The sequence below is a fragment of the Hydrogenophaga sp. genome (genome assembly GCF_030373225.1).
Lineage (GTDB): Bacteria > Pseudomonadota > Gammaproteobacteria > Burkholderiales > Burkholderiaceae_C > Hydrogenophaga.
Genome location: NZ_JAUCZG010000005.1, coordinates 91,585 through 117,751, shown reverse-complemented (window position 1 = coordinate 117,751; position 26,167 = coordinate 91,585). Strand labels below are relative to the sequence as shown.

The window sequence follows — 26,167 nt, the reverse complement described above, 5'->3', positions numbered from 1 at the left end:
ATGACCGCTTCCCGCGCCCCCGGCGCAACCCTCATCGAGGCGAGCGACCTGGTCAAGACCTACACCATGGGCGATCAGACGGTGCACGCGCTCGCGGGTGTGACGCTCACCATCGAGGCCGGCGAGTTCGTGGCCATCATGGGCGCCTCGGGTTCGGGCAAGTCCACCCTGATGAACATCCTGGGCTGCCTGGACCGACCCACCAGCGGCCATTACAGCCTGGCGGGAGAGGCGGTGGAGCGTCTCTCGCCCGACGAACTGGCCAGCGTGCGCAACCGGCGCATCGGTTTCGTGTTCCAGCAGTTCAACCTGCTGCCGCGCACCAGCGCGCAGGAAAACGTGGAGCTGCCGATGGTTTACGCCGGCGTGCCCACCGCCGAGCGCCAGCAGCGTGCCCGGGCCGCGCTGCAGCGCGTGGGGCTGGGGGAGCGCAGCGGCCACACCCCGGCCGAGCTCTCGGGCGGCCAGCAGCAGCGCGTGGCGATTGCGCGCGCGCTGGTCAACCAGCCCCAGCTGATCCTGGCCGACGAGCCGACCGGCGCGCTCGACACCCACACCAGCGAAGACATCATGCGGCTGCTCACCGAGCTCAACGATCAGGGCATCACCGTGGTGCTGGTCACGCATGAGAGCGACATCGCCGCCTGGGCGCGGCGCCGGCTGGTGTTTCGCGACGGGCTGATCGTGGAAGACGTGCGGCAGACGCCGGTGCGTCCATCGATCGCGGAGGCGGCACCATGAACTTCATGGCCGCGCTGCGCAGCGCCTGGCGCGCACTGGCGTCGAACGCCTTGCGCTCCATGCTCACCATGCTGGGCATCATCATCGGCGTGGCCGCGGTGATCACCATGATCGCGGTGGGTGCGGGCGCCACCGAGCGGGTGCAGGAACAGATGAAGGGCCTGGGCTCCAACATCATGCTGGTGATTCCCGGCAGCGTGACCAGTGGCGGTGTCCGGCTCGGTGCGCAGGCCAGCCAGGGCCTGACCGAAGAGGACGCGCTGGCCATCGCACTGGAGGTGCCCGAGGTGCAGGTGGCTGCACCGACTTCGCGCACCTCGGCACAGCTGGTGGCGGGCAACACGAACTGGGCCAGCACGGTCTACGGCACCACCAACGACTACCTGGAAGCCCGCGACTGGCCCCTGGCCAGCGGGCGGCCGTTTGAAGACGCCGAGGTGCAGGGCTCGGCCAAGGTGGCGATCATCGGCCAGACGGTGGCGCGTGAACTGTTCGGCGATCTCGATCCGGTGGACCAGGTCATGCGCGTGCGCAACGTGCCGGTGACCGTGGTGGGCCTGCTCGATCGCAAGGGTCAGAACTCGATGGGCCAGGACCAGGACGACACGGTCCTCGTGCCGATCTCCACCTTCCGCAACCGCATCCAGGGCGGTGGCGGCGGGCGGCTCAAGCGCGTGGGGTCGATCAGCGTCAAGGTGACCGAGGGCCAGAGCATGAAGGTGGCCGAAGAGAGCATCAAGGAGCTGCTGCGCCAGCGCAAGCGGGTGCAGCCGGGTGCCGACGACCCTTTCACCGTGCGCAACCTCACCGAGATCCTGCAGGCGCAGGAGGCATCGAGCCGGATCATGACCTTGCTGCTGTCGGCCGTGGCCGGCGTGAGCCTGATCGTGGGCGGCATCGGCATCATGAACATCATGCTGGTGAGCGTCACCGAGCGCACCCGCGAGATCGGTCTGCGCATGGCGGTGGGTGCGCGCGGGCGCGACATCCTCACGCAGTTTCTGATCGAGGCCGTCACGCTGAGCCTGATCGGCGGCGCCATCGGCGTGGTGCTGGGTGCCATCGCCACCTGGGCGGTTGGCCAGTTCGCGGGCTGGCAGGTCAGCATGACGCTCAACTCCATCGTGCTGGCGGCCGGTTTCTCGGCGCTGGTGGGCGTGTTCTTCGGCTTCTACCCGGCGCGCCGGGCGTCCCGGCTGCTGCCGATCCAGGCGCTGCGCCACGAGTGAACATGCCCCGGACCGCCTCGGGCTGCAGGTACGATACCGGCCTGCCGGTCGGGCCCGTGTCGGGTCCGCGGTCCACCTGAGAAGCGCCCCGGCGGCGTGCCCGTTCCATGGATTTCGTGTTGTTGATCAAGGCCGCCATCATGGGCGTGGTGGAGGGGCTCACCGAGTTCTTGCCGGTGTCCTCCACCGGCCACCTGATTCTGGCGGCGACGCTGCTGGACATGCCTGGCGAGAAGATCAAGCTGTTCGAGGTGGTGATCCAGACCGGTGCCATCCTCGCGATCGTCTCTCTGTACGCCGGCAAGCTCTGGGACACCCTGGTCGGCCTGCCGCGCGAAGCGGTGGCACAGCGCTTCACCGCCAACGTGCTGATCGGGTTTTTTCCGGCGGCGCTGGCAGGGTTTCTCTTCATCGACTTCATCAAGGGCGTGCTGTTCCAGCCGGTGGTGGTGGCGCTGGGTTTCATCGTGGGCGGCTTCGTGATCCTGTGGGCCGAATGGCTGCAGAAACGAGGCGCCCGGGTGCACATTGAATCGGTGGACCAGGTGCGCTGGACCGATGCGCTCAAGGTGGGGCTGGTGCAGTGCACCGCCCTGGTGCCCGGCGTGAGCCGATCGGGCGCAACCATCATTGGTGCCATGCTGCTCGGCTTCAACCGCAAGGCCGCCACCGAGTTCAGCTTCTTCCTCGCCATTCCCATGCTGTTCGGCGCCGCCGCCTACGACATCTACAAGAACCGCGAGCTGCTGAGCACCGCCGACATTCCGCTGTTTGCGGTCGGCCTGTTCTTTTCCTGGCTGTCGGCCTGGGTCTGTGTGCGCTGGTTGCTGCGGTTTGTCGGCACGCACACCTTTGTGCCGTTTGCCTGGTACCGCATCGCGTTCGGGGCGCTCATTCTGGTGAGCGCGGCACTGGGGTGGGTCGACTGGACGGCTTGAACCGGATCTGCGCCGCCAGAGGCGCGTGACCCGGATCTACGCCGCCAGAGGCGCGTAGAGGTTGAAGCAGAAGGTCGCGCCTTTGCCGGGCTCGCCGTTGGCGGCCATGCTGCCGCCGTGGCGCTGCACGATGCGCAGCGAGGTGGCCAGACCGATGCCCAGACCGGCGAATTCGTTGGGCATGTGCAGGCGCTGGAACGGCTGGAACAGCTTGCCCGCGCGGGCCATGTCGAAACCGGCTCCGTTGTCGCTCACGCAGAAGCGCGTCTGCCCGTGGACCTCCTGTGCATACACCCGGATCTCGGCCTTCTGCGTCTGGGCGGTGTACTTCCAGGCGTTGTTCAGCAGGTTCTGCATGAGCGCCTCGATCAGCGGCGGATCGGCCATGGCGTTGAGGCCGGGCTCGACCACCCAGCGCACGTCGCGTTGCGGGTCGGCGGCAGAGAATTCGTCGAGCAGGCGACTGGCCATGGAGCTGATGCTCACCGGCTTGCGCTGCAGGTCGCCGCGTGAGAACTGCGAGAGCGTGAGCAGGCCGTCGATCAGCTCGCCCATCTTCTTGCTCGCGCCCATGATGCGCTCCAGATGCGCCAGGCTCGCGCCGTCGAGTTCGGGGTTGTCTTCTTGCAGCGCCTGCGCGAATCCGTTGATGATGCGCAGCGGCGAGCGCAGGTCGTGCGCCACGGCGTAGGAATAACTCTCCAGCTCGTCGTAAGCCGCCTTCAGGGCGCGCGTGCGCTCGTCGATGCGGTGCTCCAGCGAGGCGTTGAGCTGCTGGATCTGCATGGCGTGGCGCCTGCGCTCGGTCACGTCCTGCGTGACGCCCACCGCCCGCACCGCGCGGCCCTGGACATCGCGGTCGAACTCGGCGCGCACCGAGAACCAGCGGTCCTCGCCGCGGATGTTGAGGCGGTATTCGATGTCGTAGTCCACCAGCCCCTTGACCGCCAATGCCCAGTGCTGCAGCACACCGGGGCGGTCGTCGGGGTGCGTCATGGCCAGCAGTTCGTCGTCGCTGAATTCAGCGGTCGGCAGGTCCAGCACCTCGTGCGAGCCCCAGAGCGTCACGAAGCGGCGGGTGGCGACATCGGCGTGCCAGCTGGCCAGCCCCGCGATCTGGTGGGCCTGGCGCAGCAGCTGTTCGCTGGTGCGCAGCGCCTCTTCGGTCGCCTTGCGTGCCGTGATGTCCTGCACCACCGCGATCAGGTAATCGGGCTCGCCGCTGTCCTTGCGCACCAGCGAGAGGGTCAGGTGCACCCAGACCACATGGCCGCGCTGGTGGATGTAGCGCTTCTCGATGCTGTAGTTGGCGATCTCGCCCTTGAGCGCGCGCTGCAACAGCTCCTCGTCGAGCTTGAGGTCGTCAGGGTGGGTGAAGTCCCGAAAGCTCAGCGCCATGACCTCGGAACGGGAGTAGCCGATCAGGTCGCAGTAGGTCTGGTTCACCCGGATCCAGCGCCCGTCGATGTGGCTGTGCGCCATGCCGGTGGAGCTGTGTTCGAAGGTGTCCTCGAGCTGCTTGGCGCCGCGCTGGATGTCGGCCGTGGCCTCCCGCAAGCGCTGGTTCTGCCGCTGCATCAGGGCAATGGCACCCACCACCACCACCTGCGTGAGCAGGTGCCAGCTGTTGAGCCAGAGCGCCTCCACCGGGTCGGCGAACGCCAGGCTGAAATAGGGTTTGACCAGCAGGAAGTTGACGATCAGCATGCCCACCAGGGTGCTGAACATGCCGACCCGAAAGCCGCCGTAGAGCGCCGCCACAGCCGCGGCCAGGGACAAGGTGATGAATCGCCCGCCCGATTCGGCGGGTGCGAGCGCCACGCGCATCCAGGCGGCCAGCACGGTGATCACGAAAGCCACCACCAGGCGCCTGGCCATGCTGTGCCGCGAGGGCTGCCAGAGTTTCAAGTGCGACCAGAGCCGCTGGGTCAGCGGGTCAGTGGGTGTCGGGGGTGTCAAGGGCACGGCAGCAGGGCCTCTTGTGGGGGGTGGAGTGTGCCCTGCGGTTATACCGGAGCCGCTGCCCCCCTCACCTCAGGGTCTGCCCTGAGGGTTTTCCCTTATGGGTGGTGTGACGCCGCCAGCGTGGCAAGCATGGCGTCGATGGCGGCGGCGGTTTCCAGCGGCTTCTCCATGGGAAACAGGTGACTTCCCTCGATCATCGCCATGCGCTCGGGATGCCTGGCGCCCACCAGCCGGTGCGTCATGGCCGTGCCGACTTGCTGCATTTCGAGTGATCGCGTGCCGCCGATGAAGGCAACCGGGCAGGGCAGGGGATGGCGGCGCAGCAGGCGGTCCAGGTTGTGCGGCAAGGTGTTGTAGATCGCCGTTTCCACGTCGCGGTCGAAGTCCAGCGTGCGGTGCCGTTTGCCGCTGGCGTCGATCTGGTCGTGGGTGCCGTGGGTGATGTAGTCCTGCAGCACCTGCGGCTCCCAGGCGGCAAAGGCCTTCTTGCCGGCGAAGTGGGCCATGGCGGTCCGGGCATCGGGCCAGCTGTTGCGCCGCTTGCGGCTGACCTTGCCGGGCGAGATCGAGCCCACCAGCTGGGTGCGTTTGATCAACTCGAGCGTGCGCGCGCGCCAGCCACCGAGCAGGGGCGAATCGATCAGCAACACGCCCCTGACCGTGTGACCACCGAGCCGGGGATGGCGAGCGGCGCACATGAGGCTCAGAAAGCCACCGAGCGAATGGCCGACCAGCCAGGCACCGCTGCCGTGCGCTTCGATTTCGGGGGCAGCGAAATCGGCGAGCTGCTGCACCAGGTGCGGCCAGTTGCTGGTGACCGGGTAGGCCGGGTCGTGCCCGAATTTCTCGACTGCCCGCACCGCGTGGCCGCGGGCTCGCAACGACTTGAACAGGACGCGGTAGGTGCTGGCGGGAAAGCTGTTGGCGTGCGAGAAGATGATCAGGGACATGGATTCAGCGAAACAGCGGGAAGGGTGCGCCGCCGGGTCGCCCGGCGCCGGTGCGGCATGGGGGCCACAGGCTCAGATCAGTTTCTCTCTGGCGTTCGTGATCTTCTTCAGCGGCTGGCAGCGCGGGCCCGTGCTCAGCAAGGGCACCTCGGTGTGCGCTCCGTCCCAGGTCGGGTGTTCGATGCTGTCGAACACCTGGCGCAGCTTCTGCCCCCAGGTGTTGTGCACCATGCGGAAGTAGGGGTTGTTGTCGTCGATGCAGGTGATCTTGTCGGAGGCCAGCTGGTTGACCTCGTACACCGCCATGTCCAGCGGCAGTCCGACCGACAGGTTGGACTTGAGGGTGGAGTCCATCGACACCAGCACGCACTTGGCCGCTTCGTTGAGCGGGGTGTCGGGTGTGATCACGCGGTCGAGAACGGGTTTGCCGTACTTGGACTCGCCGATCTGGAAGAACGCCGTCTCGGAGGTGGCTTCGATGAAGTTGCCGGCCGAATAGACCTGGAACAGGCGCATGCCCTCGCCCTGGATCTGTCCACCGAAGATCATCGACACGTTGAACTCGACGCCTGCGCGCTGCAGCGAATCGCCGTCGCGCTCGTACACATGGCGCACCGCAGATCCGAGCACGCGGGCGGCGTCGAACATGCTCTTTGCGTTCCAGATGGTGATGGGTTCGCCACCGTCGATGTCCTCGAGTTGTTCCACCTGCAGGATCTCGCGCACCGACTGCGAAACGCTCAGGTTGCCGGCAGACAGCAGGCACATGAAGCGGTCACCCGGCTTTTCGTAAACGATCATCTTGCGGAAGGTGCTGATCTGGTCGAGGCCCGCGTTGGTGCGCGAGTCGGACAGGAAGACCATGCCGGCGTTGAGCTTGACGGCGACGCAGTAAGTCATGTTGAGGAGGCCAGTTTTTTCAATGAATAGAGCTGCTCCAGCGCTTCGCGCGGGCTCAGGGTGTCGGGGTCGATGCGCTCGAGTGCGGTCTGCAGCGGGTGGGCGTCGGCCTCCAGTGTGGCAGGTGGCGGCGCAAACAGGTCGACCTGCGTGCGGCTTTCCTCGCTCTGCGCCTCCAGCGCGGCCAGCGCGTGGCGCGCCTGCTGCACCACGGCGGCAGGCACGCCGGCCAGCCGTGCCACCTGGATGCCGTAGCTGCGGCTGGCCGGACCGGGCTCGATCTGGTGCAGGAACACGATGCCGCCGGTCCTGCCGCCGCCCTTGCCCGCCGATTCCACCGCGCTCACGTGCACGTTGAGCGCGGCATGGTGGCTGGCCGGGAACTCGGTGAGCTCGAAGTAGTGCGTGGCAAACAGCGTGAAGGCGCGCGACTTGTCGTGCAGGTGGGTGGCGATGGCACCGGCCAGTGCCAGGCCGTCGAACGTGGAGGTGCCGCGGCCGATTTCGTCCATCAGCACCAGGCTCTCTGGTGTGGCGGCGTGAAGGATCTGCGCCGCCTCGGTCATCTCCACCATGAAGGTGGACTGCGCATTGGCCAGGTCATCGGCCGCGCCGATGCGGGTGTGGATGGCGTCGATCGGACCCAGCCGGCATGACGCCGCCGGCACGAAGCTGCCCATGCTCGCCAGCAGCACGATCACGGCCACCTGGCGCATGTAGGTGCTCTTGCCGCCCATGTTGGGACCGGTGATCACCTGCATGCGGTGCTTGGGGCCGAGCACCGTGTCGTTGGCAATGAAGCCGCCGGCACCGCCGCTGGCCGCGCTCGTTGACCAGGTTTCGTTCAGCCGAGCCTCCACCACCGGGTGGCGCCCGCCACGGATGTCGATGCAGGGCTCGGGCACGAACTGCGGTGCGGTCCAGTTCAGCGTGAGCGAGCGTTCAGTCAGTGCACACAGCGCATCGAGCGCGGCCATGGCACGCGCCAGCTGCGTGAGCGGTGCCACGAAGGCCTGCATCTGGTCGAGCAGTTGTTCGTACAGCCACTTCTCGCGCGCCAGTGCCCGGTCCTGCGCCGACAGCGCCTTGTCTTCAAACGCCTTCAGTTCGGGCGTGATGAAACGCTCGGCATTTTTCAAGGTTTGCCGGCGGCGGTAGTCCTCGGGCACCCTGGAGGCCTGGCCCTGCGTGACCTCGATGTAGAAGCCGTGCACCTTGTTGAACTGCACGCGCAGGTTGCTGATGCCGGTGCGCTCGCGCTCGCGCCGCTCCAGCTCGATCAGGAAACCGTCGCAGTTGTTCTGGATGGCGCGCAGCTCGTCGAGTTCGGTGTCGAAGCCGTCGGCGATGACGCCGCCATCGCGCACCAGCGCTGCGGGTTCAGCGAGCAGGGCCTGGCCGAGCAGTGCCTGGCAGCCTGGCGGGGGCGTGAGGTGTTGACCGATGCCGTGCAGCAAGCCGCCAGTTTCCTGGCTCCCGAGCTGGCGGGCCAGTTGCTGCGCCCGCTCCAGCGTCTGGCCCAGACCGACCAGCTCGCGGGGCTTCACCTGCCGCAGCGCGGTGCGGGCGGTGATGCGCTCGACGTCGCTGGCGCCCTTGAGAGAGGCGCGCAGACCTTGCCAGAGGCCGCCGCGCAGCGTGTCGATGGCGGCCAGCCGGGCCCGAGCCTGCGCACGTTCGCGCGGCGGCGCCAGCAGCCAGCTGCGCAGCGCACGGCTGCCCATGCCGGTGCAGCACACATCGAGCAATGAAAACAGGGTGGGGCTGGTCTCGCCGCGCAGGGTCAGCGTGAGCTCGAGGTTGCGACGGGTGTTGAGGGGCAGGTCGATCAGGTCGTCGTTGCGCGCGACCTGCAGGCTCTTGACGTGGCTGAGGGCGCGGCCCTGGGTGTGCTCGGCGTAGTTGAGCAGGGCAGAGGCGGCGGCGTGGGCGTCGCCCAGGTCCTGGGCGTCCCAGGGGGCGAGGCTGGCCGTCTGGAGCTGCTCCAGCAGCTTTCGCTGGCCCAGGCTGGCGTCGAAGGCCCAGGCCGGGCGCAGCACCGCCACCAGCCGCTGCCCGTTCGATGAGGACAGGGCTTGCACGGTCTTCTCGAACGTGGGGGATGCATCGGCGCTGTAGAGCAGTTCACCCGGGCCGACCCGGGCCACCCAGTCGGCCAGCTCGTCGCTGGCGCACTGGGCCAGGAACACGATGCCCTGGGTGACCGACATCCAGGCCAGGCCGCAACCGGTCCGTGCGCCGGGATGCACGGCCATCAGCAGGGCTTCGGACTTGTCGGAGAGCAGTTCGCTGTCGGTCAGCGTGCCCGGTGTGACCACGCGCACCACCTTGCGCTCCACCGGCCCCTTGGCGGTGGCCACGTCACCCACCTGCTCGCACAGCGCGACCGATTCGCCCAGCTTGATCAGGCGCGCCAGATAGGTGTCGACCGAGTGAAACGGCACGCCCGCCATGACCACCGGCTGACCGGCAGACTGGCCGCGCTGGGTGAGCGTGATATCGAGCAAGCGCGCGGCCTTTTCCGCGTCTTCAAAGAACAGCTCGTAGAAATCGCCCATTCGGTAAAACACCAATGTGTGCGGAAATCCGGCCTTGATGGCCAGATATTGCTGCATCATCGGGGTGTGTTTGTCCAGCGGAATGGTCAAGGCGAGGCTCTTGGAAAGGATGTTCAAGACAGCCGTTGACTTTAGCAGTTCGGCCCCTGTGAGCCGGTCGCCTTCGGCTCGGGCAGACCGAGTGGTTTCCTGGTTCCTGTTGTCCTCAACCTCAGCGCACGCATGCCCGAAGCTGCCCCCGATTCCGTGCCCAGCGGGCACCACCCCGACCTCGCGGCGAGCGCCAGGGGCCAGGTCCCGGCCCTTCCTTTCGAACCCCTTTTCATGGCTTCGCCGGTGCCGGCTTCGGTCTCGAGCTGGCACGACGGTCGCCTGCTGGCGGTCAACGATGCCTGGCTGCGCCTCACGGGCTTGTCGCACGAAGAGGCGGTTGGCCGCACCACCCTGGAGCTCGGGCACTGGCCGGACATGGCCGCACGCAACCGGTTCCTGAACGACCTGTCGTCAGCGAACGAGATGCAGGTGCTGCAGCTCAAGGGAGGCATTGCGCACCGGGTGCGCATGCACGCCACCGTGCTGGAGGCCTTGCCCCAAAAGCTGTTGCTGGTGCAGATCACCGAAGCCGCGCGCGAACACGAGGCCGAGACCGCGCTGGCCCGCTCGAACGAAGCGCTGCGGCAGGCCAATGTGGCGCTGCAACAGCGCGTGGAGCTGCACGTGGCGATCGAGAAGCTGGGGCGCGTGGGTCACTGGACGAACGCCGAGAGTGAAGAACACGTTCATTGGTCGCCCGGACTGCACGAGATCTCCGGGGTGCCCTTGAATGGCCTGCTGCAGCGCGACGTCGGACGCGGCGGCATCCACCCCGACGACATGCCGGCCTGGCTCGAGGCGCGGGCGGCGCGGGACAGCCGGGAAGTGGCGTTCCGCTGGCGCCGGCCCGATGGCCAGCAGCGCTGGTTCCGCACCCGCATCAGCCAGACTTCGGTCGCGGGCAATCCGCAGACCGACTTCGGCGTGGTGCAGGACATCACGCCCGAGCGCGAAGCCAGCGAGCAACTGGCCCGGCAGCTCGACCTGCTGCAGAACATCGCGCAGCGCGTGCCCGGCATGATGTTCAAGTCGCGGCTCGGGCCGGACGGCAGGAGCACGATCCTGTATGTGAACGACGCGGCCCGCGACCTGCTCGAGCTGGAGCCGCTGGCCCTGCAGAGCGACGCGCGCATCCTGTTCCAGCGGGTCCACCCCGACGACCGAGCCGACGTGATCGCCTCGCTCGATGCATCGGCCCGCAACCTGAGTGTCTGGCGCCAGACCTACCGGGTGGTGCTGGAACGCAGCGGGCTGCGCTGGTACTCGGTGGAGGCCGTGCCGCAACGCGAGGCCGATGGTTCCGTGATCTGGCACGGCTACACCTCCGATGTCACTGAAGTCCGGCTCGCGGCACAGCGCCTCGAGCAGCAGCAGCAGATGCTGGAGGCGGTCAGCCGGGCGCAGGCGGTGTTCATTGAAACCGAGGACAAGCGCGGCGCTTTCGAGAGCCTGCTGGTCGCCTTCATCCAGCTCACGCAAAGCGACTACGGCTTTGTGGGCGAGGTGCTCTACGACGTCAACGACCGGCCCTACCTGAAGACCCATGCGATCACCGACATTTCATGGGACGACGAGTCCCGGCGCAGGTACACCGAGCAGCTCGATGCCGGCATGACCTTCAGGAACCTCAAGAGCTTGATGGGTCGCGCCATGTCGAGCGGGCAGCCGGTGATCGCGAACGACCCCCGCAGCGATCCGCGGGCCGCAGGCCTGCCCGAGGGACATCCGCCCATGGAGGCCTTCCTGGGCGTTCCGCTCGCGGTGGGTGACCGGCTGGTGGCCATGGTGGGGCTGGCCAACAAGCGCGGTGGTTACAGCGAAGCCGATATCGGCTTCCTGCAACCGCTGCTGGGCGCGGTGCGGCAGTTGGTGCTGGCCTGGCGCAGCTTTCAGGAACGCAGGCGCACCCGCAACCAGCTCGAAGCCACCAGCACCCTGCTCGCCGAGAAGAGCGAAGCCCTGCAAGCCACGCTCGACAGCATCAGCCAGGGCCTGACCAAGGTCGACGCCCAGGGCCGGATCCTGTTCTACAACCGCCGCACCGTCGAGTTGCTCAACCTGCCGGAAGACCTCATGGCCAGGCGGCCCACCCACGAGGAGGTGGTCCGGTTCCAGCGCGACAGGGGCGATTTTGGTGACGGGATGCAACTGCTGGACCCCTTTGCCCGGCGCTTTCTGGATGAGTCCGATTCGGTGGCCCTGCCTGATCACTACTGGCGCAAGACCCGGGAGGGTCTCACGCTCGAGATCCGGTCGCGCCGCCTGCCCGATGGCGGCGTGGTGCGAACCTTCACCGACGTGACGTCGTACATCTCGACCCAGGAAGCCTTGCGGGAAGAGCGTCAGCGCCTGGCCTGGGTGCTCGACGCCACGCGCCCGGGCATCTGGGAAACCAACCTCACCGACCTCACCCTGACCGTCAACGAACGCTGGGCCGAGATGCTGGGTTACACCCTGCAGGAGCTGGAGCCGATCACCCACGAGACCTGGCAGCAGCGGGTGCATCCGGAAGACCTCGTGCGGTCTGCCCTCGAACGCGATCGGCACCTGCGTGGCGAGCAGCCCTTCTACGACTGCGATATCCGCCTCAAGCACAAGGACGGTCACTGGGTCTGGATCAACACACGTGGACGGGTGCACCAGCGGGACAACGACGACCGGGCTCTCTACATGTCGGGCACGCACCTGGACATCAGCGATCGCGTGGCTGCCCAGGAACAGATCCACGCCCTCAATGCCAGCCTGGAGCAGCGGGTGCAGGCGCGCACCGCCGAGCTTGAGCGGTCGATGCGGGACATGGAGGCGATTTCGTATTCGATCGCACACGACCTTCGCGCTCCCTTGCGATCGGTCAATGGTTTTGCCCAGGTGATCGTTGAAGAAGAGGGCGAGCGTCTGAGCGAGAACGCGCGCCAGATGTTCGAGCGCATCGCACGCTCGTCGCGCAACATGGGCCAGATGATCACCGACATGCTGGAGTTGTTGCGTGTGGTTCAGGTCGAACTCGATGCGCAGCCGGTCAACATGTTCGAGCTTGCCAGTGCGGTGGCCGACGCCCTGGCGCCGCAGGTGCCCTCAGCCCGGATCGAGGTGGGCGAACTGCCCGACGCGCTGGGAGACGTCACGCTCTTGCGCCAGGTGCTGAGCAACCTGCTGGACAACGCCCTGAAGTACTCAAGGCATCAGAGCGAGCCGCAGGTGAGCGTGGGCTTCGACAAGGGCTCGGGCGCCTACTTTGTGCGCGACAACGGCATGGGATTCGACATGAGTCACGCCGACAAGCTGTTCGGGCTGTTCCAGCGCCTGCATGCCGGCAGCGATGTGCCCGGCATGGGCGTGGGGCTGGCGATCGTGGCGCGCATCATCGAGCGCCACGGCGGCAGGATCTGGGCCGAATCGGCGCCCGGGCAGGGCGCCTGCTTCTGGTTCCGCGTGCCGCAGGCCTGAACGTCAGAAGGGTGCGTCGCCCTGGCGGGTGGCGTCTGCCGGTGGTGCTTCGGCGCTGGGTGCCTGGGCTGCGGGCACCGCAAGGCCGACCGGCGCTCGCGACTGACGAACCGCCGCCTTGTCGCCGGCGCTGGCGAACTTGCTGTACCTGCCCGTCACACCCACCAGCTGGCCATAGATTTTCGGGTTCGCGGCCAGGCATTCCTTCTGCTCCAGAAAGTCGGCCTCGCCGGTGAAGTTGCCGACCAGCCCGCCGGCCTCGGTGACCAGCAGCGCCCCTGCGGCCACGTCCCAGGGGGACAGGCCCATTTCAAAGAAACCATCGGTGAAGCCCGCGGCCACATAGGCCAGGTCCAGTGCGGCCGAGCCAGGGCGGCGCACGCCGGCCACGCGAGGCATCACGTCGCCCAGCATCTGCAGGTAGGTCTGAAAGGCGTCGCCCGGGCGAAACGGGAAGCCGGTGGACATGAGGCAGTCACGCAGCGTGGTGCGCTTGGCCACGCGGATGCGGCGGTCGTTGAGGTAGGCGCCGCGCCCGCGCGTGGCGCAGAAAAGGTCGTTGCGGGTCGGGTCGTAGATCACCGCTTGTTCGAGCTTGTTGCCCACCATGAGCGCGATGCTCACGCAATAGACCGGAAAGCCGTGGATGAAGTTGGTGGTGCCGTCCAGCGGGTCGATGATCCAGACATGGTCTGCGCCGCCGTGTCGTCCTTCGCGTTTGCCCGATTCCTCGGCCCAGATCGCGTGATCGGGGTAGGCGGTGAGCAAGGTGTCGATGATCGCGGCCTCGGCGGCCTGATCGACCTCGGTCACGAAGTCGTTGGTCTGTTTGACCGACACCCGGACCGATTCCACATCCAGTGCGGCGCGGTTGATGATGGTGCCGGCAAGGCGTGCGGCCTTGATGGCCACGTTGAGCATGGGATGGAGCGTGGACGACATGAATTGTGTACCTCGGCGCGACGCAGGGACGCGGCGCGCGGCAGTGGAAGAGCAGCTGGATGCGCCCCGGCGATGCGGGGCGGCGACAATAGCGCGGATTTTACCGTCCCCCACCGACCTCCAGCATGCGCACCCGTTTTGTACTGATCCAGACCAGCCACGCCGGCAACGTCGGCGGCGTGGCCCGTGCCATGAAGGTCATGGGTTTTGACGACCTCGTGCTGGTCCAGCCGCGCTGGGCCAACGTGTTGCGGCGCGAAGAAACCATCCAGCGCGCCAGCGGCGCCAACGACGTGCTGGCGAAAACGCGTGTCGTCGACACGCTGGACGAAGCGCTGGACGGCATGAGCCACCTGTGCGCCACGGCCATGACGCCGCGCGACTTCGGCCCAACCACACGGGCGCCGCGCGAACATTTCCAGGCCCTGATGGCCGCGCCCGACGCACCCGAAGGCGTGGCCTTCCTGTTCGGCTCCGAGCGCTTCGGCATGCGCAACGAAGACGTGTACCGCTGCCACGTGGCGCTGAGCATTCCCACCGCGCCCGATTTCGGTTCGCTCAACCTCGCTGCGGCGGTGCAGCTGATCGCCTACGACTGGCGCCAGGCGCTGGGCGGTTTTGCGCCGCTGCCCGAGGCGCCGCCACGCCAGCAGGCCGACGCGCAGGCCATCGGCGGCATGCTGACCCACCTGGAGCAGGCGCTGGTGGCGGTCGACTTTCTCGACCCGGCCGCGCCCAAGAAGCTCATGCCGCGCCTGAACCAGCTTTTCAACCGGGCTGCGCCCAGCGAGGAAGAAATCCACATCCTGCGAGGTGTTGCGAAGGCGATGCTGCAGGTGGCCGACAAGGCCAGGCGCTAGACTGCCGCCATGTTCACCCGCCTGCGCTCCGACATCCAGTGCGTCCTCGACCGCGATCCCGCTGCGCGCAGCACCTGGGAAGTCATCACCTGCTACCCCGGCCTGCATGCGGTGTGGCTGCACCGACCGGCCCACTGGTGCTGGACGCACGGCCTCAAATGGCTCGGCCGGTTCATCTCGCACCTCGCGCGCTTCTTCACCGGCATCGAGATCCATCCGGGTGCCAAAGTGGGTGAGCGCGTCTTCTTCGACCACGCCATGGGGGTGGTGGTCGGCGAGACGGCCGAGATCGGCGACGGCTGCACCATCTACCAGGGCGTGACGCTGGGGGGCACCTCGCTCTACAAGGGCACCAAGCGCCACCCCACGCTGGGCAAGGACGTGGTGGTGAGCGCGGGCGCGAAGGTGCTCGGCGGCTTTCTGGTGGGTGACGGCGCCAAGATCGGCAGCAACGCGGTGGTGATCAAGCCGGTGCCGGCGGGCGCGACGGCGGTGGGCATTCCGGCACGCATCATCCCGAGCAAGACCGGCGAGAGCGCCGACGTGACCGATCCGAAGTTCCAGGCTTACGGCATCACCCAGGAAGACGATCCGCTGTCACAGGCCATGCGCGGCCTGATCGACACCACCGCCAGCCAGGAGCACCAGATCGCCTTGCTGTGGTGCGCGATCGAGAAGCTGGCGCAAACGCGAGACGGTGATTGCGTGCCCAAGGATGCGGCTCGCGAAGAGTGCTTCGAGGCCGAGAAGCTCAACCAGCTCATCGGGAAATAGGGAACACCCCCGCGCCGCGCCTGCGGCGCGGCGCGGGGGTGTACTTAATGATGATGTCCGTGTGCACCGTGCGCGTGGCCGTGTGAAATTTCTTCCGCACTCGCCGCCTTGACATCCACCACCTTCACCGCGAACTTCAGCGTCTGCCCGGCCAGCGGGTGGTTGCCGTCGAGGTGCACCGTGTCGCCCTTGATCTTCATCACGGTGAACACGTGCTGCTGGCCCTTGTCGTCGCTGCCTTCGAGCTGGCCGCCGACCTTCACGCCCGGTGGAAAGTCGCGCTTGGGCATGGTTGTCACCAGGCTGTCGTCGCGCACGCCGAACGCGTCTTCGGGCGGCAGCACCAGCGTGGCGGCAAAGCCGGCCTCCTGGCCTTCGAGTGCCCGCTCGATGCCCGGCAGCGTGTTGCCGTAGCCGCCATGGAGGTAGGCGCGCGGCTCCTTGCCGTCTTCAAGCACCTTGCCCTGGGCATCGGTGGCACGGAAGGTGAGGGTGACGATGGTGTCTTTGGTGATCTTCATGGGTGGCTCTTGAACGGTTTCAGCGTGCGGCGCGCACGGCAGATTTGGGGCGAAAGGCTTTGCAGACCTCGTCGTTGGTTTCCAGATACGGGCCACCGATGAGGTCGATGCAGTACGGCACGGCGGCAAAGATGCCGTTGACCTTCTGGGTGCCGTCGGGGTTCTTGAGGCCTTCGAGCGTTTCGGCGATCGCCTTGGGCTGGCCCGGCAGGTTCAGGATCAGGCTGCGGTCGCGGATCACGGCGACCTGGCGCGAGAGGATGGCGGTGGGCACGAAGGTCAGGCCGATCTGGCGCATCTGTTCGCCGAAGCCCGGCATTTCCTTGTGCGCCACGGCCAGGGTGGCTTCGGGCGTCACATCGCGCAACGCGGGGCCGGTGCCGCCGGTGGTGAGCACCAGCGAGCAACCGGCCTCCACCAGTTCGATCAGCGTGGCGCTGATGCGCTCCACCTCATCGGGAATGAGACGGGGCTCAAAGGTGATCGGGTTCTTCAGCGCTCGCGTGAGCCACTCCTGCAGCGCGGGCAGGCCCTTGTCTTCGTACACGCCGGTGCTGGCGCGGTCGCTGATGGACACGATGCCGATGCGAACCGGGTCTTCGGGTGGGCGGGTCTGTTCGTTCATGCGGGGTCTTCTTCCACAGGTGCGTCGGGCTCGTCCGAGCCCTGATTCAGCGCGGCCTTGACCAGCTGGAAGATCTCGCGATAGGCCTTGCCGTGGCGCACGGCTTCGCCGGGATGCTCCTGTGCCGCATTGGCCTGCGCGTCCTTGCGGGCCTGACGGATCAGCGCGCGCAGTTGCTGCACGTCGGTGTCCGGTGCCTGCTCCAGCCAGCGCGTGAGCGCCTCGTCGTTACCGATGAGCTGGTCGCGCCACTGCTCGGCCAGGTGCAGCGACAAGGTGCCTTTCGCCGAGCCTTTGTTCTGTTCGTCGAGCGCGGCCTCCACCTCGGCGAGCGTGGCTTCGTTCACGCCGCGCATGAGCTTGCCGATGTATTGCATCTGGCGGCGACGGCCTTCGAAGTTGGTGATCTTCTTCGCGTCGTTGACGGCGTCCACCAGTTTTTCAGACAGGTCGAGCCGCTTCATCAGGTCGGCGCGCAGCGTGAGCAGGCTTTCGCCGAGCTCCTGCAGGCGGTCGCTGTATTTCTTGAGGTCGGTCTTGCTCATGTCGTCCGAACCCTTGAGCTCGCGCTTGAGTTCCAGGTCCAGCTCGCTGCCCAGGGCGACGAACTGGCCGCGGACGAAATAGCCTTTGGTGGGTTTGCGGGACATGTGGGTACTCGGAAGGAGAGGGCTGCACGCTGTGCAGCATGGGCATCTGCGCGCGATGCAGCGCCCGGGTAGGGCGGCCAGTATCATAGCCGTCGATATGAAAAATGCCCCCCACACCCCGGCCCAGCCCACCCCTTCGGTCTCGGCCAGCGCCCCGCTCCCCGGTTTCCAGTACGCCAGCAGCCAGTTTGAAGAGCTGGTTGACCTGGCCCTCTCCCATGCAAAAGTGCTCGGTGCGGCCGACGCAGCGGCCGAAGTGTCCGAAGGCGCCGGCCTGAGCGTCTCGGTGCGCAAGGGCGAACTGGAGAACGTGGAACGCAACCGCGACAAGTCGCTGGGTGTCACCGTGTACCTGGGCCAGAAGCGCGGCAATGCCTCCACCTCCGACTTCTCCGCCGCCGCCGTGCGCCAGACGGTGCAGGCCGCCTACGACATTGCGAGGTTCACTGCCGAAGACCCCATGGCCGGACTGCCCGATGTGGCGGACGTGGCCGACGAGGTGCTCGATCTTGATCTGTTTCATCCATGGGCGTTGAACTCCGAGCAGGCCATGCGCATTGCACTGGAATGCGAGGCCGCGGCCTTTGCCACCAGCAGGAAGATCAACAACAGCGAAGGCGCCGGCGTCTCGGCCCAGCAATCGCACTTTTTCACCGCCCACATGCGCGAAGGTGCGCGCTCCGGTGCCGGCATCTTCAGCGGCGGCTATGCGAGTTCGCGCCACAGCCTGTCGGTGGCGCCCATTGCCGGCAAGGGCGCGAACATGCAGCGCGACTACTGGTACAGCTCGCAACGTTCACCGCAAGACCTGGCCTCGCCGCAGGCCGTGGGCCGCTACGCTGCCGAGCGCACGCTGGCGCGCCTGAACGGCCGCAAGATCGCCACCACCGAATGCCCGGTGCTGTTCGAGTCGCCCATGGCGGCGGGACTGCTCGGTGCCTATGTGCAGGCAACCAGCGGTGGGGCGCTCTACCGCAACACCACCTTTCTGCCCAACAGCCTGGGCAAGCGCGTGCTGGCCAGGCACATCGACATCCTGGAAGACCCGCACGTGCGCAACGGCAAGGGCAGCTCGCCGTTCGACGACGAAGGCGTGCGCACCGCCAGGCGCAAGGTGGTCTCGGCCGGCAAGGTGCTGGGCTATTTCCTGTCCACCTACTCGGCGCGCAAACTCGGCATGCGCACCACCGGCAACGCCGGCGGCTCGCACAACCTCACGCTCACCAGCCGCCTGACAGCGCCCGGTGACGACCTGCGCGCCATGCTCAAGAAGCTCGGCCGTGGCCTGATGGTCACCGAACTCATGGGCCAGGGCGTGAACTACGTGACCGGCGACTACTCTCGTGGCGCCTCGGGCTACTGGGTGGAAAACGGCGAGATCGCCTATCCGGTGCACGAGATCACCATCGCCGGCAACCTGAAGGACATGTTCCAGGGGATCGAGGCGGTGGGCTCGGACGCGTACAACTTCGGCGCGAAGACCGTGGGCTCGATCCTGATCAACCGGATGAAGATCGCCGGTAGTTGATGGCCCCCACGCTGCCCCGCTGCGCGAGGTCCGCTGCCCCCCGAGGGGGCTGGGCCCGCCTTGGGGGCGGCCCTGCGGCGGTCCCGGTTGTGGCCCCCACGCTCCCCCGCTTCGCGAGGTCCGCTGCCCCCCAGGGGGGCTGTTTCGCCTTGGGTCGGCCCGGCGACGAAACGCTGGCCCCCACGCTGCCCCGCTTCGCGAGGTCCGCTGCCCCCCGGGGGGGCTGTTTCGTCCTGGGTCGGCCCGGCGACGAAACGCTGGCTTTGCGGTTGCCGGGCTGACCTCATGCGCCCGGAAGCGCTGGCGCTCCTTGCCGCAGCCTGCTGGGCGCTCTCAAGTCTGTTTTCGGCCGGACCTGCGCAACGCCTGGGGGCGTTCGCTTTCAGCCGTTGGCGCATGCTGTTCGCCTGCCTGATCCTGTGGGCGCTGGCCTGGCTCGGTGGCGGCTGGCGCAGCCTGGACGCTTCGGCCATCGGCCTGCTGGCGCTGTCGGGCGTCATCGGCATTTTCATCGGTGACACGGCACTGTTCGCCTGCATGAACCGACTCGGGCCGCGACGTTCGGGGGTGCTGTTTGCCACCCACGCGCTGTTCTCCGCTGTGATCGCCTGGTTCTTTCTCGGCGAGGTGCTGTGGGGCTGGGCCCTGATCGGCAGCGGGCTGCTGGTGGGCGGGGTGATGCTGGCGATCGTCTGGGGCCGGCGAAGTGATGAACAGCATGGTTGGGAGCAGACGCGTGGTCCGTTGCTCATCGGCATCGGCCTGGGGCTGGCGGCCGCCCTGTGCCAGTCGGTGGCCACGCTCATGCTCAAGCCGCTCATGAGCACCGGGGTGGACGCCGTGGCGGCCAGTGCCGCGCGCATGACGGTGGCGCTGGCGGCCCACACCCTGTTGCTGGTCAGTGGGTGGTCGGGTGCGCGTGCCAGGGTGCCGTTGCAATGGAAGGACGCGGGACTCATTTTCGTGAGTGCAGCGGTGGCCATGGCCCTGGGCATGACACTGATCCTGGCCGCCATGCGCCTGGGGCAGGCGGGCCTGGTGGCCGTGCTTTCTTCGGTGACGCCGATCCTGATCCTGCCGCTGCTCTGGCTGGTCTATCGCCGCCGGCCTGCCGCGGGGGCCTGGCTGGGCGCCGTGCTGGCCGTGCTGGGCACGGCCCTCATCCTGCGCTAGACAGGCCTCACTTCTTGCGCTGCACGAACAGGTTGCGTCGCGCGTCTTCCGGGTAGGCGAACGTCACCCCGCCCGCCTTGACCTTGCCCATCACCAGCATGTTCTGGGTGAGGGCGTCCTTGTCCTCCAGGCTGAACGGGCGCTCGTAGGTGGCGACCACGCCGTAGTAAACGCGCGGAATGTTCTCCAGCGCCGCCTTGACCAGGGGCCCGTCGAACTTGCCGTTGCGAATGCCGAACAGGGCGTAGGTGAGCAGGTAAGTGGCGTCATAGCCCTGGGCGGCGGCCATCGGCACGGTCATTTTCTGGTTGTACTTGCGGGCGTATGCGCTCAGGAACGAGGCGCGACGCTCGTTGCTCGGCTCGGCAATGAAGGTTTGCGCCATCAGCGAACCTTCAGCCGCCTGGGGCGCGCCCTGGATGAAAAACGGAAAGGACAACGGCCAGGCACCCACCTGCGGCACATCCCACTTCAAGTCGCGCCTGCCGTTGGCGATCACCGCATTTTCCTGTCCCACGGTGTAGCTGAAGATGACGTTGGCCCCGGCTTCGCGCGCTGCAGCCAGCGGTTCCTTGAGGTCTTTCACGCCCAGTGGAAAACGCGCCACGTGCGTGGCCTTGAGGTTCTTGCTGGCCAGGGCCGCTTCCACGTCCTTCAGGCCGGCTTCGCCATAACCGGTGGTGTCGGCAAAGATGGCAACCTTGGTCCAGCCGCGCTTGACCAGATCGTCCACCACGAAGGGCGCCTGGATCGAATCCTTGGCCGAGGTGCGGAAGATGTAGCTGCTGGGTCCGGGAAACCTGGCCGTGACGGGTGTTCCGGTGGCGCACGGCACGATCAGAGGGATCTTTGCGGTCTGGAACACGTCCAGCGACTTCATGGCCACACCGGTGTTGCAGAAACCGATGGTGGCGATCACGCCTTCGGCGGCCAGCTCCTGCGAGCCTTTGAGCCCGGTGTCCGGGTCGCCCTTGTCGTCCTTGATGATCAGTTGCAGCGGGCGGCCGAGGTAACCACCCACCGCGTTGATCTCTTCGGTGGCGAGCTGGATGCCGTTGAGCATGGGCGTGCCGAAGTCGGACGAAGGCCCTGAGAACGGGCCGATGACGCCGATCTTCACCGGGTTGACCGCGGGTTTCACCGCTTGGGCACCCGCGAGTGGCGACAGGCTCAGGCAGATCAGGCCGGTGGCCGCAGCCAGCAGGACAGGGGTTCGGGACATGGGATACCTCTCAGATGTGGCCGCGAGTCTATGTAGGCATTTAGAAGCATTCGATCGGGTTTTCCCTGTGTTTGCCCCGTGTGGTCAGCGGGAGGTCAGGCTGGCCGCCTGAACGGTTGTCGTCAGGGGGCGAGCGCTGCCTTCACCGCGGCAGACACCATGCCCATGTCGGCCTTGCCGGCCAGGCGGGTTTTCACCGCGCCCATGACCTTGCCCATGTCGCCCGGCCCCGAGGCACCCAGCTCGGCCACGATGGCTTTGACTTCGGCCGTCACCTCGTCGGACGACAGGCGAGCCGGCAGGTAGGCCTGCAGCACCTTCAGTTCGGCACTTTCCTTGTCGGCCAGATCCATGCGATCGGCCTTGGTGAAGGCTTCGATGCTGTCCTTGCGCTGCTTGATCAGCTTGTCGACGATGGCAATGACCATGGCGTCGTCCAGCTCCACGCGGTCGTCCACTTCCTTCTGCTTCATGGCCGCGGTGAGCAGGCGGATGGTGCCCAGGCGCTCGCTGTCCTTGGCGCGCATGGCGGCCTTCATGTCTTCGATGATCTGGTCCTTGAGGCTCATGTCGGGGCTCCTGTGGGGCGGTGGGGGGAATGTTCAGACAAGAAAAAAGCCCGCCTGAACGTCTTCCAGCGGGCTTCTTGGCAACCGGGCGGACCCGGCGGCACAGGCTCAGTACAGCTTCTTGGGCAGCTGCATCGAACGCACACGCTTGTAGTGGCGCTTGACGGCAGCGGCCTTCTTGCGCTTGCGCTCGGCGGTGGGCTTTTCGTAGAACTCACGGGCGCGCAGGTCGGTCAGCAAACCGAGCTTTTCGATGGTGCGCTTGAAACGGCGCAGGGCGACGTCGAAGGGTTCGTTGTCTTTTACACGGATGGTCGTCATGGGCGAGAGATGTCCAGAATGCGCGGAAAGAGGATGTTTGGGAAGATCGGGCCCAAGCGTCGTATCCGCAAAAAGTCCCGTCGTTAACTAGTATTGGCAGACGGGTATTTGCCAGCAAAGCCTTGGATTATAGCCACTTCGGCACCTCGGGCAAGCCAGCGGCTCCGGTGTGAAAGGCCCGGGCATCGGCCGGGGCCTGGTCTCGCGCGTGCAGGCCGTAGTCGCGCTGCACCAAGGCCACACGCAAGCGGTAGTCCGCGAACACGCCTGCACGGCCAGCTGACTGGGCCTGGCGGTGGGATGGCAGGCTGCGCCAGCGCGCAACGGCTGCATCGTCCCGCCAGAACGACAGCGACAGCAGCTTGCCGGGCTGACTCAAGCTCTCGAAACGCTCCACCGAGAGGAATCCTTCCATTTCCTCCAGTTCGGTGCGCAGCGCAGTGGCCATCTCGAGGTAGGCCTGCCGACCGGCTTCGCTGGGGACGACTTCAAAGATCACGGCGATCATGAGGCCGCCTTGCGGTCGAAAGTGCCCGCTACCAGCTCGGTGAATGTGCGCTCTTCACGCAGGATGAAGCGCAGGCGACGCGCCATGTCGAAGTTGGCCCGTCCCTCGTCGTCGACGCGAAGGCGTGCGCGGTAGGCCTCGTATTCGGCCAGGCTGTCGAAGCCGATCAGTCCCCACGCCTCGTCGTTGGTGCCTTCGCTGGGCAGGAAGTAGCCCATCAGGTGACCCCCGCAGCGCGGGATGATGCGTCCCCAGTTTTCGGCATAGGTGCGGAAGGCCTCGACCTGGAAGGGATCGAGCTGGTAGCGGATGAAACAGGTGATGGTCATGCGGGGTTCTCCTCAAGGGTGGGGTGGAAAAAGGGCGGGTGCGGCCTGGCGCCCGCTCCACAGAAGCGTCAGCGCCAGCAGTTGCAGGCATGCCGCGGCGCCGAAAAACAGGGATGTGCTCCGGTCTGTGGCCAACAGCAGGGCAAAGGCCATGGGGGCCAGCGCATACAGGGCCTGCGACAGCGCCACGATGAGCGCGACCACGCGGGCCACGTCTTGTGCGGCGAAGTCCGTTTGCGCCACCAGCGGTGGCAGCGAGGTGGTGTTGCCAATGCCGGCGCCGAACAGCACGATGCCGGCCCACAGCAGCGGCCCCTGGCCAGGCGAGGTCAGCAGCAGAAGCGAGCCGAGCATCTGCACAGCCCAACTGGTGCAGGCCACGGTGCGCGGGTCGCCGGTGAACGGCAGGCACCGCGCGGACAGCGTGCGCCCGCCGATGGCGCAGGCGGTGGCCAGTGCCATCGCCCAGCCGGCGCCCTGCGTGCCCAGACCTGACGAGAGCAGGGCGTAGAGGTGGGTGAGAAGGCCGATCTGGGCAAACAGTCCCAAGGCCATGGCCGCGGCCAGCGTCTGGAAGCGGTGGTTGGCCCAGAGCGTGTGGCCGGGCAAGGTCGGCCAGGAGACGTCCGGTGGCCGCGGCGCGCGGTGGCCGGGCGCACCATCGGTCTTGCCGTCGGGTGATTGCCCCAGTGCGGCGGGCGTGACTGTCAGCGCAAGACGGACCAGCCACCCGACCACTGAGACCATGCACACGCCAACGGCCCATGCCGCCTGGCCAAAGCCCATGTGGGCAATCAAGGTGCCCCACAAGGGCGAGAACACCATGCCGCCGATGCTGGCGCCGTTGTAGGCGCGCGAGAGGGCGGCGGGGCGCTGGCGCGTGAACCAGGGCGAGACCATGGCGTTGATGCCGGCAGCGCCGAGTGGGACCCAGCCGCCGCCGCTGAGCAGGGCCGCGCCGAACAACTGCCATGGCTGGCTGGCGTGGGCCCAACCTGCGACGCCCAGCGCCAGAGCCACCGCGCCCCACAGGGTGGTCGCCGGAATGCCCCAGCGGGCATGCAGGCGTGGCAGGCAGGCCACGACGGCGGCGCCCCAGAGAAAGTGCACGGTGACCGCCCCCGACACCAGGGCCAGTGGCCAGCCGGTGCGCACAACCACGGCGTGCAGGTAGATGGGCGGACCATAGAAGCCCACGCCCCAGCCGAACAGGGCCAGCACGAACGCCGCGCGCACCACGGTGGTGCCGTGAAAGGGGCGGGGAGACGGGGCGATCAATCGGGTCCACATGACCTGCATCGTGGTCCGCGCCGCCGCTGCGTGGCTTCGCTGTGGAGCGAAGCATCGTGGCCCGCGCATGCAGCACACTCGCGCCATGAACACCAACCGCATCGCACACGTGGCCGCTCTGGTCGGCGAGCCGGCCCGCACCGCCATGTTGCTGGCGCTGATGGACGGGCGCGCGCTGACCGCGCGCGAACTGGCCGATGTGGCCCGCATCACGCCCGCCACCGCCAGCCGCCATCTGGGCCTGCTGGTGGAAGCCGCGCTGCTGCGCGTGGAGCGCCAGGGCCGGCACCGCTACCACCGCCTGGCCTCTCCCGAGGTGGCGCGCGTGCTCGAAGGCTTGATGCAGCTGGCGGTGTCACCCCAGGCGCCGCTGGCGCCGCCCCGTGTGGTCGTGGGTCCGCGCGACGCTGCATTGCGCGCCGCCCGCACTTGCTACGACCACCTGGCAGGCCGCCTCGGTGTGGCCATCGCGGACCATCTGCTGGTGTCGAGGGCGGTGGTGTTTGACGACGAGGCAGGCGCGGGACATGTGACCGACCGTGTTGCGGATGTTTTGCGGGGCCTGGGGCTGGATGCCGATGTCGCGGTGATGGGTCGGGTGGGCGGGCGCCCTCACTGCCGCCCGTGCCTGGACTGGAGCGAGCGACGCATGCACCTGGCAGGCCGGCTGGGCGCGCTGATCTGCCACCACTGCCTGGAGAGGGGTTGGCTTTTGCGCGGCCAGGGAACGCGCGCCCTCACCATCGCACCGCCGGGCGCCCTGGCCCTGCGCGACTGGCTGGGCACCGCGCGCTGGCGCGACGTTGTAGGCGGCTAAGGGCTTGGAAGAGCCTGCGCGCACGCGTGCGCGCTGGCCCAGGCCCACTGGAAGTTGTAGCCGCCCAGCCAGCCGGTCACGTCCACCACTTCGCCAATGAAATACAGGCCCGGCTGCTTCGATTCCAGCGTCTGCGACGAGAGGTCGCGCGTGTCCACGCCGCCCAGCGTCACTTCGGCTTTCTTGTAGCCTTCGGTGCCGGTGGGGGTGATCTCCCAGCGCGACAGGCGCTCGGCCAACCGGGCCAGCGCCTTGTCGGAGGCCTCGGCCACTGGGCGCTGCCAGTCGGCGTCCTGCTGCACCCAGGCGTCGGCGAGGCGGCTGGGCACCAGGCCGGCGAGTTCGTTGGCGATCAGCTTGCGTGACGTGGCCTTGGCACGCGCCAGCGAGGCGGGCAGGTCGGCGTCGGGAGCCAGGTTGAGCCGGATCGGGGAGTTGTCGTGCCAGTAGCTGGAAATCTGCAGCACCGCCGGACCCGAGAGGCCGCGGTGGGTGAACAGCAGGTCTTCGTTGAATGCCATGCGGCCCTTCTTGTCGCCGGTCTCGATGCGCACCGGCAGCGCCAGCCCGGACAATCCGGCGTATGGCAACCAGCCATCACCGTCGAAGGTCAGTGGCACCAGTCCCGGGCGCGGCTCGACCAGCCGCAGGCCGAACTGTCTGGCCAGTCGATAGCCGAAATCGGTGGCGCCGATCTTGGGGATGGACAGGCCGCCGGTGGCCACCACCACCGAGCGGCTGCGCACAGTGCCTTGGTCGGTATCGAGTTCGTACACGCCGTCACCGTCCACCCGCACGGCCTTGACGCCGCAGGGCTGCCAGCGCTGCACGCCACCGGCCTCGCATTCGTGCAGCAGCATCTGGATCAGGTCTTCGGCCGAACGGTCACAAAAGAGCTGGCCCTTGTGCTTTTCGTGAAAGGCGACGCCGTGCCGCTGCAACAGCGCGATGAAATCGGCGGGTGTGTAGCGCGAGAGCGCCGAGCGGCAGAAGTTCGGGTTGGCGCTGATGAAGTGTTTGTTTGGGGCGTGCGGGTCGAGGTCGCGGTTGGTGAAGTTGGCCCGCCCGCCGCCCGAGATGCGGATCTTCTCGGCGATCTTTTCACTGTGGTCGAGCACCAGCACACGCAGGCCGCGTTGGCCGGCCACCCCGGCGCAGAAAAGACCGGCGGCGCCAGCGCCGATGACGATGGCGTCGAAGTTTTGCATGGCGCGCAG

24 protein-coding genes are annotated in these 26,167 nt (G+C 67.2%); 9 read left to right on the top strand and 15 right to left on the bottom strand.

Annotated elements, in window-relative coordinates; translation table 11 throughout:
* The 3 genes from QUV35_RS04700 (at position 1) to QUV35_RS04690 (ending at position 2,908) form a co-directional block, all read left to right on the top strand.
* Positions 1-741 (top strand): ABC transporter ATP-binding protein, encoded by a 741-nt coding sequence (locus QUV35_RS04700; RefSeq protein WP_300871229.1) that lies wholly within the window; start codon positions 1-3, stop codon positions 739-741.
* Positions 738-1,970: an ABC transporter permease gene (locus QUV35_RS04695; RefSeq protein WP_300871227.1), complete on the top strand. Its 1,233-nt coding sequence runs from the start codon at positions 738-740 to the stop codon at positions 1,968-1,970. The genes QUV35_RS04700 and QUV35_RS04695 overlap by 4 nt, the downstream gene beginning before the upstream one ends.
* Positions 1,971-2,077: 107 nt before the next feature.
* On the top strand, positions 2,078-2,908 hold the full coding sequence (locus QUV35_RS04690; RefSeq protein WP_300871226.1) for an undecaprenyl-diphosphate phosphatase: 831 nt from the start codon (positions 2,078-2,080) through the stop codon (positions 2,906-2,908).
* 36 nt (positions 2,909-2,944) lie between these two features.
* On the opposite strand, the gene QUV35_RS04685 is transcribed toward QUV35_RS04690, so the two are convergent.
* From QUV35_RS04685 to mutS, 4 genes are all read right to left on the bottom strand, one after another.
* Positions 2,945-4,816 (bottom strand): PAS domain S-box protein, encoded by a 1,872-nt coding sequence (locus tag QUV35_RS04685; RefSeq protein WP_300871225.1) that lies wholly within the window; start codon positions 4,814-4,816, stop codon positions 2,945-2,947.
* A 152-nt stretch (positions 4,817-4,968) separates the two neighbouring features.
* Positions 4,969-5,823 (bottom strand): alpha/beta hydrolase, encoded by an 855-nt coding sequence (locus tag QUV35_RS04680; protein ID WP_300871223.1) that lies wholly within the window; start codon positions 5,821-5,823, stop codon positions 4,969-4,971.
* A 72-nt stretch (positions 5,824-5,895) separates the two neighbouring features.
* Positions 5,896-6,723: a proteasome-type protease gene (locus QUV35_RS04675; RefSeq protein ID WP_300871222.1), complete on the bottom strand. Its 828-nt coding sequence runs from the start codon at positions 6,721-6,723 to the stop codon at positions 5,896-5,898.
* Positions 6,720-9,341 (bottom strand): DNA mismatch repair protein MutS, encoded by a 2,622-nt coding sequence (gene mutS, locus QUV35_RS04670; RefSeq protein WP_300871326.1) that lies wholly within the window; start codon positions 9,339-9,341, stop codon positions 6,720-6,722. The genes QUV35_RS04675 and mutS overlap by 4 nt, the downstream gene beginning before the upstream one ends.
* A gap of 162 nt (positions 9,342-9,503) precedes the next feature.
* Here mutS and QUV35_RS04665 point away from each other — a divergent pair, with 162 nt between their 5' ends.
* Positions 9,504-12,821 carry a PAS domain-containing protein gene (locus QUV35_RS04665; protein ID WP_300871221.1) on the top strand — a complete coding sequence of 1,106 codons (3,318 nt, stop codon included), beginning with the start codon at positions 9,504-9,506 and terminating at the stop codon, positions 12,819-12,821.
* Positions 12,822-12,824: 3 nt separating this feature from the next.
* Here QUV35_RS04665 and QUV35_RS04660 read toward each other — a convergent pair whose 3' ends face one another.
* A complete protein-coding gene (locus tag QUV35_RS04660; RefSeq protein ID WP_300871219.1) occupies positions 12,825-13,763 on the bottom strand; it encodes an inositol monophosphatase family protein in 939 nt (312 codons plus the stop codon).
* 125 nt (positions 13,764-13,888) lie between these two features.
* Here QUV35_RS04660 and QUV35_RS04655 point away from each other — a divergent pair, with 125 nt between their 5' ends.
* Both QUV35_RS04655 and cysE read left to right on the top strand, forming a co-directional pair.
* Entirely contained in the window at positions 13,889-14,623 is a 735-nt protein-coding gene (locus QUV35_RS04655) for an RNA methyltransferase (RefSeq protein ID WP_300871217.1), read from the top strand.
* Between the two features lie 9 nt (positions 14,624-14,632).
* Positions 14,633-15,397, top strand: a complete 765-nt coding sequence (gene cysE, locus QUV35_RS04650) for a serine O-acetyltransferase (RefSeq protein WP_300871215.1) — start codon at positions 14,633-14,635, stop codon at positions 15,395-15,397.
* A 44-nt stretch (positions 15,398-15,441) separates the two neighbouring features.
* Here the strand turns inward: cysE and QUV35_RS04645 are convergent, their stop codons facing one another.
* From QUV35_RS04645 to yjgA, 3 genes are read right to left on the bottom strand one after another with little or no spacing between them, the layout of a single operon-like run.
* Positions 15,442-15,918, bottom strand: coding sequence for a peptidylprolyl isomerase (locus QUV35_RS04645; protein WP_300871214.1), 477 nt, complete (start codon positions 15,916-15,918; stop codon positions 15,442-15,444).
* 19 nt (positions 15,919-15,937) lie between these two features.
* The gene (gene mog, locus QUV35_RS04640) at positions 15,938-16,543 is read right to left on the bottom strand and encodes a molybdopterin adenylyltransferase (RefSeq protein ID WP_300871213.1); all 606 of its coding nucleotides are present in this window, start codon (positions 16,541-16,543) and stop codon (positions 15,938-15,940) included.
* Complete coding sequence (yjgA, locus tag QUV35_RS04635) at positions 16,540-17,193, bottom strand: ribosome biogenesis factor YjgA (RefSeq protein ID WP_300871211.1); 654 nt, start codon at positions 17,191-17,193, stop codon at positions 16,540-16,542. Before yjgA ends, mog begins: the two co-directional genes overlap by 4 nt.
* Before the next feature lie 97 nt (positions 17,194-17,290).
* On the opposite strand from yjgA, the gene pmbA reads away from it, so the two are divergent.
* Both pmbA and QUV35_RS04625 read left to right on the top strand, forming a co-directional pair.
* On the top strand, positions 17,291-18,721 hold the full coding sequence (gene pmbA / locus QUV35_RS04630; RefSeq protein WP_300871210.1) for a metalloprotease PmbA: 1,431 nt from the start codon (positions 17,291-17,293) through the stop codon (positions 18,719-18,721).
* Positions 18,722-19,006: 285 nt separating this feature from the next.
* Entirely contained in the window at positions 19,007-19,894 is an 888-nt protein-coding gene (locus QUV35_RS04625) for a DMT family transporter (RefSeq protein ID WP_300871209.1), read from the top strand.
* A gap of 7 nt (positions 19,895-19,901) precedes the next feature.
* On the opposite strand, the gene QUV35_RS04620 is transcribed toward QUV35_RS04625, so the two are convergent.
* From QUV35_RS04620 to QUV35_RS04595, 6 genes are all read right to left on the bottom strand, one after another.
* Entirely contained in the window at positions 19,902-21,116 is a 1,215-nt protein-coding gene (locus QUV35_RS04620; RefSeq protein WP_300871207.1) for an ABC transporter substrate-binding protein, read from the bottom strand.
* A 122-nt stretch (positions 21,117-21,238) separates the two neighbouring features.
* Positions 21,239-21,685 carry a GatB/YqeY domain-containing protein gene (locus tag QUV35_RS04615; protein WP_300871206.1) on the bottom strand — a complete coding sequence of 149 codons (447 nt, stop codon included), beginning with the start codon at positions 21,683-21,685 and terminating at the stop codon, positions 21,239-21,241.
* Between the two features lie 108 nt (positions 21,686-21,793).
* Positions 21,794-22,006 (bottom strand): 30S ribosomal protein S21, encoded by a 213-nt coding sequence (gene rpsU / locus QUV35_RS04610; RefSeq protein ID WP_056273869.1) that lies wholly within the window; start codon positions 22,004-22,006, stop codon positions 21,794-21,796.
* 127 nt (positions 22,007-22,133) lie between these two features.
* On the bottom strand, positions 22,134-22,514 hold the full coding sequence (locus QUV35_RS04605) for an antibiotic biosynthesis monooxygenase (protein ID WP_300871205.1): 381 nt from the start codon (positions 22,512-22,514) through the stop codon (positions 22,134-22,136).
* On the bottom strand, positions 22,511-22,843 hold the full coding sequence (locus tag QUV35_RS04600; protein WP_300871204.1) for an NIPSNAP family protein: 333 nt from the start codon (positions 22,841-22,843) through the stop codon (positions 22,511-22,513). The genes QUV35_RS04605 and QUV35_RS04600 overlap by 4 nt, the downstream gene beginning before the upstream one ends.
* A 12-nt stretch (positions 22,844-22,855) precedes the next feature.
* Positions 22,856-24,133 carry an MFS transporter gene (locus QUV35_RS04595; RefSeq protein ID WP_300871203.1) on the bottom strand — a complete coding sequence of 426 codons (1,278 nt, stop codon included), beginning with the start codon at positions 24,131-24,133 and terminating at the stop codon, positions 22,856-22,858.
* Positions 24,134-24,218: 85 nt separating this feature from the next.
* Here QUV35_RS04595 and QUV35_RS04590 point away from each other — a divergent pair, with 85 nt between their 5' ends.
* Positions 24,219-24,950, top strand: a complete 732-nt coding sequence (locus QUV35_RS04590; protein WP_300871202.1) for a helix-turn-helix transcriptional regulator — start codon at positions 24,219-24,221, stop codon at positions 24,948-24,950.
* On the opposite strand, the gene QUV35_RS04585 is transcribed toward QUV35_RS04590, so the two are convergent.
* Positions 24,947-26,158: an NAD(P)/FAD-dependent oxidoreductase gene (locus QUV35_RS04585; RefSeq protein ID WP_300871201.1), complete on the bottom strand. Its 1,212-nt coding sequence runs from the start codon at positions 26,156-26,158 to the stop codon at positions 24,947-24,949. The two genes, QUV35_RS04590 and QUV35_RS04585, sit on opposite strands and share 4 nt — an antisense overlap.
* Between the last annotated feature and the right edge of the window lie 9 nt (positions 26,159-26,167).

Bases quoted from the DNA above. Each gene is read 5' to 3' on its own strand.
- QUV35_RS04700 (WP_300871229.1), top strand. From the start codon at position 1: ATGACCGCTTCCCGCGCCCCCGGCGCAACCCTCATCGAGGCGAGCGAC.
- QUV35_RS04695 (WP_300871227.1), top strand. From the start codon at position 738: ATGAACTTCATGGCCGCGCTGCGCAGCGCCTGGCGCGCACTGGCGTCG.
- QUV35_RS04690 (WP_300871226.1), top strand. From the start codon at position 2,078: ATGGATTTCGTGTTGTTGATCAAGGCCGCCATCATGGGCGTGGTGGAG.
- QUV35_RS04680 (WP_300871223.1), bottom strand. From the start codon at position 5,823: ATGTCCCTGATCATCTTCTCGCACGCCAACAGCTTTCCCGCCAGCACC.
- QUV35_RS04675 (WP_300871222.1), bottom strand. From the start codon at position 6,723: ATGACTTACTGCGTCGCCGTCAAGCTCAACGCCGGCATGGTCTTCCTG.
- mutS (WP_300871326.1), bottom strand. From the start codon at position 9,341: ATGATGCAGCAATATCTGGCCATCAAGGCCGGATTTCCGCACACATTG.
- QUV35_RS04665 (WP_300871221.1), top strand. From the start codon at position 9,504: ATGCCCGAAGCTGCCCCCGATTCCGTGCCCAGCGGGCACCACCCCGAC.
- QUV35_RS04660 (WP_300871219.1), bottom strand. From the start codon at position 13,763: ATGTCGTCCACGCTCCATCCCATGCTCAACGTGGCCATCAAGGCCGCA.
- QUV35_RS04655 (WP_300871217.1), top strand. From the start codon at position 13,889: ATGCGCACCCGTTTTGTACTGATCCAGACCAGCCACGCCGGCAACGTC.
- cysE (WP_300871215.1), top strand. From the start codon at position 14,633: ATGTTCACCCGCCTGCGCTCCGACATCCAGTGCGTCCTCGACCGCGAT.
- QUV35_RS04645 (WP_300871214.1), bottom strand. From the start codon at position 15,918: ATGAAGATCACCAAAGACACCATCGTCACCCTCACCTTCCGTGCCACC.
- mog (WP_300871213.1), bottom strand. From the start codon at position 16,543: ATGAACGAACAGACCCGCCCACCCGAAGACCCGGTTCGCATCGGCATC.
- yjgA (WP_300871211.1), bottom strand. From the start codon at position 17,193: ATGTCCCGCAAACCCACCAAAGGCTATTTCGTCCGCGGCCAGTTCGTC.
- pmbA (WP_300871210.1), top strand. From the start codon at position 17,291: ATGAAAAATGCCCCCCACACCCCGGCCCAGCCCACCCCTTCGGTCTCG.
- QUV35_RS04625 (WP_300871209.1), top strand. From the start codon at position 19,007: ATGCGCCCGGAAGCGCTGGCGCTCCTTGCCGCAGCCTGCTGGGCGCTC.
- QUV35_RS04620 (WP_300871207.1), bottom strand. From the start codon at position 21,116: ATGTCCCGAACCCCTGTCCTGCTGGCTGCGGCCACCGGCCTGATCTGC.
- QUV35_RS04615 (WP_300871206.1), bottom strand. From the start codon at position 21,685: ATGAGCCTCAAGGACCAGATCATCGAAGACATGAAGGCCGCCATGCGC.
- rpsU (WP_056273869.1), bottom strand. From the start codon at position 22,006: ATGACGACCATCCGTGTAAAAGACAACGAACCCTTCGACGTCGCCCTG.
- QUV35_RS04605 (WP_300871205.1), bottom strand. From the start codon at position 22,514: ATGATCGCCGTGATCTTTGAAGTCGTCCCCAGCGAAGCCGGTCGGCAG.
- QUV35_RS04600 (WP_300871204.1), bottom strand. From the start codon at position 22,843: ATGACCATCACCTGTTTCATCCGCTACCAGCTCGATCCCTTCCAGGTC.
- QUV35_RS04595 (WP_300871203.1), bottom strand. From the start codon at position 24,133: ATGTGGACCCGATTGATCGCCCCGTCTCCCCGCCCCTTTCACGGCACC.
- QUV35_RS04590 (WP_300871202.1), top strand. From the start codon at position 24,219: ATGAACACCAACCGCATCGCACACGTGGCCGCTCTGGTCGGCGAGCCG.
- QUV35_RS04585 (WP_300871201.1), bottom strand. From the start codon at position 26,158: ATGCAAAACTTCGACGCCATCGTCATCGGCGCTGGCGCCGCCGGTCTT.